Genomic DNA, 10,408 nt, shown 5'->3' with positions numbered 1-10,408 from the left:
TGGTGACTGGCCGATTGGGTCTCGATCACTTCACGAACGCAGCCGGTTGTTGACCACGAAATACGCGAACGACACGAAAACGCATCCCCGTTTGCCGTCTTTTGTATGCTCGTTGCCCAGGCCCACCACTTGGCGGGCATTCGATTCTCGAAAACGACCCCCGTCCCCTTTTCGTGGGCCGTCTGCCATTTGACCGGCCAACGTCTCGGCAATCGCTTCAATGCAAGAACATTGATGTATTGCCGACAGAGAGGGCTCAGTCGGCTACGGCAACGACACGACGCCCAGCACCAAACTCTTCCCAAGCGCTCGCAGCATCCATGCGTTTCCGGTCAGGTCAACTGGAGCAATCGAACAACCCGCTCGAGGCGCTCCCGGTCTGGCCGTCTGCAGCCGTCTCGGAAGGCAAGCACGAGAACACTTGAGCGACGGCGAAAGAACGACCGCTTGATGACCTGCCCTCGCAACCCGAACCGCAACCATTCCGCCACAGCAACTTAGGCTTACGCCCGTGCCATTCGGGCCCGCCCCCCTTTGTTGGCTCACGACGATGGTGGACCGATAGCGTTATTTCGTTCGGTGCTGAATTGCTTCGTCCGCTTCACGAAGCTCTTCACGCGCTGCCCAGTCCTCTAAGTACTCGCGTTCCAGGGCAGCGTAACGCTGGATCCACTGGTTTGGATGATTCAACAATGACGTCAGCCGTTCGGCCTCATCCCTGAGCTGCGGCGACAGAGGTCCATTCCAAACTCCTGAACTGTTCTTTCCTGCGTGCAGTTCACCCAGAATTTCGTCGGTGCCGTACGTTAGTAAAAACTCATTTAGTACGTCGGGCACAATCATCGATGATCCGGTTTGACTCGGAGGTGGCATGTGCCGTGCTATCATCTTCAACTCGTTGGTTGTTTTGCTATCACACCAATCAAGGACTACCTGTTTTGGAAGAGAGTTAAGAAGATAATCACAGACGTGAACACGTAGGTAGATTCCAGACTCACCAACCAACGCACGCCCAAAACAGTCCATCACTTCGACGGGATACTCCTCTGCCAATTCTTTGAGGCCGGTAAGTGACTTCCGGCACAAGTTGAGGTCGTTCGTTCCAAGTGCCTCCTCAAACAGCTTGAAACATTCCAAATCGCCTTCTCGGATAAGCTTCGTTCCGATCTGGCACCATTCTCCAACGGAATGACGATCCAGTTGGGGCAATGCTTTTTGCAAGGTCTCACGAGCGATCACCCGAAACGCAGGCGAAGCGAGAATATCTTGCTCAGCCTCTCCGTGGCGATTTGCCATGATGAGGTGATGAATTAATCGCACCATCCAGTTTGCCTCGCGATCAAATCTCGCGTCGTCGCACGCGAATGATTCGAGCAACCGCAAGCTCGCCTCGGGAGGCAGAGGCTGACCGCCAAAGTTGTAGGCCAATCGCACAACGTCGACAGAGGACAGCTCATCATTCTCGATCGAGGTAAGGATCCTCGAAAACAAATCCATTTTGTTTCCGATGACCTCGACCAATCCCATCGTATGTCGTGGTGAACTCGCAAATTCCTTCTCAACGTATTCCCGCACCGATGTCGGCAGCGACGAGGTGTGCTTGACGAGGGAAGAGAAATAGCCGGCGAGGAACTCTTTGCTGCTATCGGGGCCGAGCGAATTCAAAATGGCATCGGCAAATACGAGTTCCTTGTCCGCTTGACCGAGTTTGACCCCGAAACGCCGAGCAGCCACCGCTTCATCGGTGGAAAGCCAGTCCAAGCAGCCTTTCAACACACCGGGGTTGTCGATTGCGATTTGCACCAACTCGTTGATCTCGCCGGGCTTTCCTTCGTTTTCCGGTAAGAAGCGTTCTCCCCAGATGTCGGATGAGCAAACTGATCGCAACTGTTCTTCGAAACCCGTTGGCCGGATCGAGTCAATCCACTCCCGTACAACTTGGACGGAGTCTGTACCTTCGAAGTCAGCGTGCGAAAAGTACCTACGGTCGTTCTCAATCAACGCATTGTAAAGCTTGAGCCGCTGACTAATCGATAGGTCCACTCCGGATAACAAATCTCTCAGGACTGCGACCACGTCACGATCAACGAGCCACAGCAGGTTGCGCAACAACACATCAAGAATCGTCTCGCTGAGCGGCGGCTTGCTCTGCATCAGTTCAACCGACAGATTAATCGCGTTCGTCAAGCATTGCCTCTCATTTTCTCGGGATTGTGGAGACCACACGTCCGGAACGGGACGGCCCGCATAGAAGGGAGGAGGAACCGGACCACCTCCGGTGCGACCGATCATGGCATCGATTGCAAGTTCACAAAGTCCCAGTGACATTGGGCTGTCAAATCGCCGCTTTAGAACTGTCAACCTTTCATCGAACGGCAACGAAGTATTGGAGAAGTAGATCTGCCAAAGCGTCGCCCAGATCTTTGTCGCGTTGTTTCCGATGTGGTCCTCAGTTTCGGTCGATGCGAGTTTGAAGAGCGCTCTTTCCGCATCGAGAAAGAACTCTGGAAAGAGTGCCATCTTTTCAAACATCCAAACAAGATGCCGTCGTGGCCCCCACGAGCCGCTTCCTAATTGCGTGCCGATCTTGCCGATGTCTTCGGCGGAGCTGTTTTCAACGAGGTCGGCGACCCGATGGACGTATCTGGACGGATCCAACTTTACGATCGAGACCATAAATTCGACGACATCGGCGTCAAGCAAATCGTCAATTGAAAGCGTGACCATCAATCCGCGAAAGTAATCCGCGACCCGTGCCGCGACCTCCTTGCCACCGTAGTGTTCGACGCGACGTTTGAATTGTTCAAGCATTGGTGGTGGTAGAGTCCTCACAAAGCTATCCAAATCATTCTCCGCGAAGGCACGCCATCCTCGACGAAACATCTCAGGTGCGATCAACTCTGGGGTGACGTACCAGAATTGTCCCTGTTGAGTTACGAAGCCGGTTCGATTTCGAATCTTCTCAACGCGACGCTCAATTTCTCGAATGGGTGTAGAGGTCAAGTCAGACAGACTTTCCAACTCGCCTCGGAATTCATCTCGGAAGCCGACTCGCGAAAACAAGGCGATCGCACCGACCAGGTCGCAATCCACATCGTCTTCCAAATAGTGATCCACCCACTGACTGACAGATTGAATCGTCTGCGTCAGGTCGCTCAGATTGTGGCCCGATTCGTTCCGACAAATCAGGGCAGCGAAACGAATGTATCCGTCGGAAAGGATGACGATACGTTCACGGGTTTCTTCCGGTACTTCCGGAAAGTTTGTGCAGAGGATTGCATTGGTCGTCTCCGGTGGCAACTTGTCGAGCCATGCTTCCGGCTGGTTAGCACCGCCGCCCGTCAGTCGCTCAAAGTGCTCGATCGCAATGATTCGAATACGATGCGAGCTTGCCGCCGCGAGCCCTTGAAGCAAGCGAACTGAAGCCGGACTGCACTCGTCCGCGACGAGAATCAATGTTGTTCGGGGATCTTCGGCTGCGCGTGCTGCAAGCTCTCGTGCTTGCTGATCGTTGGCCGTCTGGACGACGAGCGAATGAGCGCCCTCGATCGAATCAAGCGTCTCCGCCACGAACCGTGTCTTTCCGACGCCACTGAGACCAGAAATCGTCAAGCACACGTCCGATCCGGAAACGGCGCGTTGGAAGTCGACGTGAGCACAAATGCGATCAGACATGCCGGTTGCAGAACGACTGGGAACGTAGTCTGGCGTTAAATCTCTCGTGTTGGCGACCCAACTCCGCAAACTGAGAAACTCGCCAGCTTGTTCGGTCAAAGAAAGCACGGCTGTCGGCCGCAATTCAATCCAGTTCTGCAAATCGGCCCCGTCCACCAGTCTCGGCCGTTCAGGTGCCCCGCCAGTCTGGTTGCAAATTTCAGTTGCAACCGCGAGCATCTTGGCCTCGATTTTTTGCGTGGTATTATCTGGAATATCTGCCAATATACAGAAACGATACGCGTGTCCCTTCTGAATGAGCTTCGTCGCGTGCTCCTTACGCATCTCACCCTCGATTTCACGAATAAGCGATTTTGTTTCGTAAGTCGCTTCTGCCTTGTATTGCCAGCAGGTCGGCGTTTCGAACCACCCAATATTTGAGTTAACAAGAGGCACTTCGAGACACGTGTCGACGCCACCGTCAGCAATGTTCACTCGCAGTTGCCGATGAAATTGATTCATTGGAACACCGGCCATGAATGCCTCGAGCTGAATCAATTCGTCAACGAAGTGCGTAAAGGGGCCGCCTCCGTCACCGGAGAGGCGTGCTTGTAACGTTCGGTGGTCGATTCGAAACATTTTAACGTGCTCGCTCTTTCGTTTGCGGTGTCGGGAGTCGGCAAGACCTAGCGAAGCTGATCGGGTAACAGTCTAAGTTTGTGGAGAGCAAATAAAAACGCGCGAACTCAACAGTCCCTCGCGCACCCTCTGGTTTTGCCGACATGGTTAACTTCGCTTCCTGTTGTCCGTCAAAATTTGCGACTATTGCCCCCGATACTGGCGTGGTCCAGATGGTGTGAATTTCAAATGTTGGTTGATTTGAAATCGCACCAATTCGGGCCCGAAGGATCTTCCGTCTTCCCAGGTCACGTGAACATAGTTTTGACCATAGAGTGAAACACCTCCTTGCTGAGTAACTTGCCAAGTTGGTTGAACTGCTTTTGGATCGACTCTCTTTCGCATGCGATACAGTTCCCAGTACCCAGCGGGGATTAAGCGAATGGTACCGTTGGGCGGATCACACTTCAGATGAACGATAAAACTCTCCATCCGAGTCTCAGTCACGACAACTACCCCATACTGCCGCGCAAGTACTCGCATTCGCTGGTCGTAAATTCGATCAATGTTCTGCAATCGAGTCGCCAGCCAACTCGTCCCATGAAAATGCGATTTGCTATCGACACCGTCCCCGTTGCGTGCAGCATCGTCAAGTATCCGCTGGATCTCTCCCCGCACCTGACGAAAGGTTTCGTCCCAAAACGGCTGTTCTTCCTGTGGACGCCGACTTCTCTGAATTGATTGAATCACGAATTCGTGGGCGAGCGCGGACTGATGAGCACTTGTTCCCGGATCCCATTTTTCAATCGAAGGAAAATCATAACTCAACGTCGCTTGCCCCACCTCGATCTGCGATGGCCAAACGACAACGAATTCACGAGCGATGAGAGACTTTGCCAGTGATGTGAGTTCGCTCGCTTGAAGTGATCCCGGCGGTGCCTGTGCAAAAGAGAAGTCGCTTTGGCTGGCCATGCAAACAAGGCATGTAACAAGCAATGCAATTGGATTCTTCATGTTTTGGTCTTCTTCCACTGTGAAATGATAAAAACGCCGACGGCGAGAGTGAAGGCTACCCAACCGAATAACCAGGAACACAGCAGGCTCAATCGAATAACTGTCAGCGATCCGAGTGTCCAAATGGATTCTGCTTCGTGGAATTTCTCCAGAAGATCTTTTGCTGAAAGATGATTGGGTGACAACTCGACGTATTCCAAGATCTGTGGAAGCGGTGTGTAACCCGTTGTAACGAGCGTATCCTGGTCGGGGATTGAAACGACGAACATCGAATGCAGCGTGATGTAGGTGAACGAAAAGGCGGTCAACAGCAGCAAGGAAAATGCCATATGAACGCTGTACTTTTTTTGCGAGAGGCTTTGCCAGTCATACGATAAAAAGCAAAACATCAACCCAAGTCCGCACGCAATGCTGCCGCCAAACTTGCCAAGCCAGACATTCGGCCAATTTGGGCCAACCTGCAGCGCGAAATCTGCTAACGGTATCAACAAGAACAACTTCCCCATCCATGCAGATAGCGAAGTAAAGTCAGCAGCATAGCGTCTGAAATCAGATAGAGCATTGCTGGTGTTTGCCAACGATTCATCGGCTGTGGGCATGTAATTGAACCTTGAAAAAGCGACGTAAATTTGTGAGGTAGTCAACAGGGACGGGGGGGAACAGAGGTGTAGCGTTCGAAACGCCGTCAGTCTTTAGCTCGATCTATGCATTGGCTGCATGACTTTCCGATTCATAGGTCGATTCAATCATTTGTCGGTCTTCCTCAGTCATCGCCAACGTGGCGTGGTATTGGTCGGCTTCGGGTTCGATGGTGCATGGGCCGGCGGTGAAGGGGATGGTGTGTTGCTCGTCGTCTTGCAGGCTCTCGACAACGTCGATGATCTCCTGAATGGAGACCCGGAAGAATTCTTTCCGGAGGTTCACTCCGTTCACTCGGCGATCATGGAACGCGCGATGGAGAGCATTTTCTAAGGCCGGGGCGTTGGAGCTTTCCAGCATCATGTGAACGTCGAATGGGAAAGGAACCGAGGCGTCGCCCAGTTCCTTGATGCGGTCCATCGGTTCAAGACGCCTCGACATCCCGATCTTGAAGACTTGATCGCCGAAGCTGCCAATGTTGCTGATTACGTACACATGGCCTGACTTGGTTTGCTGTGCCATGGACATGGCTCGTTGGCCTTTCGATTCAGCTTCCTGGAGTCGACGTCGCAGCTCTTCCACCTCGGCCGAATGTTCGTCCTGTGTTTGAGCCAACGCATCCGCCAACGCTTTTTCGATCGCTTTGCGTTCCGCCGCGATCCGTTTCATCTCGCGTTCGAGTTCGCGTTCCGCTTTTTGTTCTTCTTTGATCTGTTCCCGGATTCGTGCTTGCTCGGCCCTTTGAACTTCTTTGCGAACCGCTTCCGCGTAATCCTCTTTTAACTCGGCTTTGACGGATTCATAAACCTCAGGGTTGACTGGGTATCCTTTCTTCCCACAGAACTCAACTGCTTTCTCGTACGTTTCGAGCTGCTTGTGGTAGTTGTTCGAATTGAGTTTGGACTTGATGCTTTTGCGAACTTCGGTGAGATACCTGGTCGCGATTGCAGCAGCGGCAGCTTCGTACGAGGCGATCTCGGCCTTGGCTTCGTCCATCGCTTCCGACACCCGGACTTGGACTGCCGACCATTCATCCGCCGCCCTTTCACGATCAGCCGCGGCGTCAGCGATGAGTTTGGCATGCTGTTCTTGAACCGCGGCCTTTTCGGAAGCGACGATTTGGTCAAAGTTGTTTTGGAATCCATGGCACTGCTGCACGAGCGTCGTCTGCTGACGATGCAATTGCTCGGCCGTTACCACCAACGACCGATAGGATTGACGTAGCTGGTTTGCTTTGGTGCCGTGGTCCAACCAATACGCAACACCCGCAATCCCAAGGGCGAAGGTGATCGCTGCAGTGATGAAAAGAGCGATGGTGATTCCGGAGAACGCCGCGCCGATGAACCCGATTGCGAGTGCCACAGCAGCAGCCAATGCGATCAGTTGCACCTTGGGTTGCATGAGCGGATTGCCGGAATCGACAAACTCAACCAACTCAGGTGTGAGCTCAGGGCGGACGTTGAGATAGTCGACGAACAGCACACGTGTCTTGCACTTCGGACAAATCTGCGGCTTGGCAAACTGGTGCTCTTCCGCTGTAACCTTCGCTTTGCACTCGGGGCAATAGCGGGTGACTTTTTGGGGTTCGTTCATGGTTTTGAACTCCCAGCTTGATCGCTTGGGGACGCTTGGTCGCTGGCGTAGCGGGTGAGGGCTTGCTGCAGCTCTTGGGCGACTTCGGTGCGGAGTGATTCGGGTTCGATGACTTCAGCGGCAGCGCCGAAGCTGAGGATGTAGCTTTTGATTTCAATCGTGCTGGTCAGCCTGACGCTGATGTCGAGACTGCCGCCGGGGCCGGGCGTCTCCGTTTGTGTGTCATTGATCTCGCGCTCGGCTGCGTAGCGGGCCGCGCTGCCTCGAAAGCGGATGCGGACGGTCACGGGATCGTTGCCCGCGATCACGGCGAAGGCACCTTCAAAATGCTTCGACAGACGGAAGTCGGCGGGGCGGACGAAGGGGAACTCGGTGACTTCGGCGGACTCCATCCGGTCGATCTTCCATGTTCGGATCTCGCCGTGATGACAGGAATGACCGACCACGTACATCGCGCCGTTGTGCTCGGCCAAGCCATAAGGATGGATGTCGTAGGTGACGGGCTCGGTCGAGCGGGCGGATCGGTAGGCGATCGATGTCGCGTTGCTTTCTTCGATCCCGAGCGTGATCGCGTCAATCACGTCGGCTTGGTCGCGGTAGTCGCCATACCCAGGCGAACGATGCAGCCAGGGAGAGATCCGCCCGAAGTATTCGCCGTGGTTGCCGCCCAGTGCGACTTGGATTTTTTCGAACGCGGACCGGGAGGCGTCGCCGATCACGGTGCCGTTGAAACCGCTTGTTCCAGGCCTGCACACCATCAACGAAAACGCTTCGTCGTACGTGAACCGGACTCGGCCGATCGATTCGCGAGACAAACTGTAGGTCTTGCGGCCGTTTCGGCAGACGTGTTCTTGAATCGCGATCCCCAGTTGCCGCAGGCCCTCGATGTCACGGCGGACGGTCTTTTCGCTGACACCGAGCGATCCGGCCAACGATTCAATGGTCACTGCGCCCCGCCCCAGTGTGATCAAACGCAGTAATTCTGGATGACGCTTCCGCTGCGTTCCCATACTCATCAATCGAAAACCTCGCCTTCCGCGGTTATGACGCGTTCGTCTGTGCCCACGCCGCGCTTCAAATTTCGCAACAGCGTGAGTTTAGCAAGTCATTGGCTGGCGGGGGGGTGGCCTGGACAACATGTGTCCAACCTGTTCGCAATTTTCGAAATTGAGCGAGATTCCCTGCGTAGTGGAGGTTGTTAAACCTCCTCGGTGATCGAGTCTTGGGACCTGGGTGGTTTTGGAGGATTCAGGGCGGGGGATCTTTAACAAGATCCACTACGTGGGCGGTGGCGTGGAGGGTGTGAAGGCTCCTGCGCAGAGGACCGTTGATAGGTTTGCACTGGGAGAGTTGTTAGACACCGTTTTGAGGCAGAGCGGTTTATTGTCCGATGGCGTAGAGGTATTCGTTACGTTGTTCGGACTCTCGGGATGCGTGACGCAACAACAACTTTCCGTCGGCGTACACAGGCGTGGCGAAGGAACTATCGCCGAGACGATTATTCGCTAGCTTTTCGAAACCATCGGCAGATGCCCGGTAGACCAACGTTTCACCACGTTCATTGGATGAGTAAATGCGGTCTCCGATCAGCAGCGGTGACGCGCTGTGAGGCCCCTTCATTCGTTGACGCCACATCTCGGTTCCGTCGGAAGCCCGCCAGCAATAGCCAACGCCGTTGTTCCCGACACCGTACAAATAGTCGCCGACCAACAACATGGACTGCTCGTAACACTTCACTTTGTTTCGCCAGATGATCTCCGGCTTGTTGCCTGAAACCGCGATCCCGAATGTCCCGGCATCGGGATACCCGCCACTGGCGAAAACCATCGATTCGTTCCAAACCGCCGTACCGCAAGTCGTGTCGCTCGTAGCCGGTACCGACCACAATTCCCGACCGGTCCCGGGATCATAAGAGGCCACCAGCGCACCGCCACTGATCACGATTTGCTGCTTGCCATCGACGTTGGCGAGAATCGGTGACGAGTAGCTCGCATAACGAGGCCGCCGTGCTCTCCACTTGGGCTCGCCGGTTGTTTTGTCGAACGCATACAAACCGCGATCATCGTTGTCGACATCCACCGCGACCACCAAAGAATCGTCGCTCAACAGCGGAGATGATCCGTAGCCAAACCAAAACTTGCTGCTGACCTGGTAAGGAGCGACCGTACGCTGCCACAGAATCTTCCCGTCGAGCGACACCGCACTCGCCTGGATCGTGTCGTTGACTTGAACCGCAACGTAGACCGCTTGCCCGTCGCTCGCTGGTGTCCCGGACGCACAGGTGTTCTTTTTGTGGAGGTATTTCGGGGGAACCACTTCCTCGTGCAATACTACCCGCCCCGACCTCTCGCCGTCCTCGAGATCGTATCGCAGCAACGAGATGGTCTTCGAATCCGATTCATGCGTCAGCACGAAAACATGCTCATCCACCACGATCGGCGAAGCATGCCCGCTGCCCGGGATCGGGCTTTTCCAAAGCACGTTTTGCGACGACGACCAAGTAACCGGAATCGAGTCGGCCGCCGATGCCGGAGCGTGGTTATCGAGCGTCGGCCCGCGCCAAACACGCCAATCCTCGGCACTCGAAAGTGGTGAGAGAACGACCAACAGCGACAGAGCGTACAGCAGACGATACATAAAACAGCGATCCAGCGGTTATGGAGGCAGGCCAGAGAGACGGAAAACCGGGGTTCAGTTGGTGACGATCCCCAACGAAACGTCTCGCATTCGAACGAATTTGAATTCGCGATAGGCTAGCAGATCAGGAAGACGTTGTTGTACCGATCGAACAGAATCTTCACGATCGAGCCAATTCGTGAAGTTTGTCCGGCGAGAGTGTAGTCAACCGGTGCGATGAACATCTCGATGCCGTTGAGCAAAGAGTTTAGGT

Annotated in this window: 6 protein-coding genes; all 6 read right to left on the bottom strand. The window is 54.4% G+C overall.

What is annotated here, in order from left to right; all coding sequences use genetic code 11:
- Positions 1 to 567: 567 nt before the first annotated feature.
- The 6 genes from RSSM_RS00420 to RSSM_RS00395 all read right to left on the bottom strand — a co-directional run bounded on the left by RSSM_RS00420 (position 568) and on the right by RSSM_RS00395 (position 10,155).
- On the bottom strand, positions 568 to 4,293 hold the full coding sequence (locus RSSM_RS00420; RefSeq protein WP_008673187.1) for a P-loop NTPase family protein: 3,726 nt from the start codon (positions 4,291 to 4,293) through the stop codon (positions 568 to 570).
- Positions 4,294 to 4,476: 183 nt separating this feature from the next.
- Positions 4,477 to 5,286 (bottom strand): hypothetical protein, encoded by an 810-nt coding sequence (locus RSSM_RS00415; RefSeq protein WP_044300363.1) that lies wholly within the window; start codon positions 5,284 to 5,286, stop codon positions 4,477 to 4,479.
- On the bottom strand, positions 5,283 to 5,885 hold the full coding sequence (locus RSSM_RS00410; RefSeq protein WP_044300361.1) for a hypothetical protein: 603 nt from the start codon (positions 5,883 to 5,885) through the stop codon (positions 5,283 to 5,285). Before RSSM_RS00410 ends, RSSM_RS00415 begins: the two co-directional genes overlap by 4 nt.
- A 103-nt stretch (positions 5,886 to 5,988) precedes the next feature.
- Positions 5,989 to 7,518, bottom strand: coding sequence for a GIY-YIG nuclease family protein (locus RSSM_RS00405; RefSeq protein ID WP_008673181.1), 1,530 nt, complete (start codon positions 7,516 to 7,518; stop codon positions 5,989 to 5,991).
- Positions 7,515 to 8,534 (bottom strand): helix-turn-helix transcriptional regulator, encoded by a 1,020-nt coding sequence (locus RSSM_RS00400; protein ID WP_144059455.1) that lies wholly within the window; start codon positions 8,532 to 8,534, stop codon positions 7,515 to 7,517. Before RSSM_RS00400 ends, RSSM_RS00405 begins: the two co-directional genes overlap by 4 nt.
- Before the next feature lie 364 nt (positions 8,535 to 8,898).
- A complete protein-coding gene (locus RSSM_RS00395; RefSeq protein ID WP_008673177.1) occupies positions 8,899 to 10,155 on the bottom strand; it encodes an outer membrane protein assembly factor BamB family protein in 1,257 nt (418 codons plus the stop codon).
- Positions 10,156 to 10,408: the final 253 nt, after the last annotated feature.

This window comes from Aporhodopirellula sallentina SM41 (assembly GCF_000346505.1).
GTDB classification, from domain to species: domain Bacteria; phylum Planctomycetota; class Planctomycetia; order Pirellulales; family Pirellulaceae; genus Rhodopirellula; species Rhodopirellula sallentina.
Note: the sequence above shows the minus strand (reverse complement) of the source record. Positions and strands in the feature narration are given on the sequence as shown.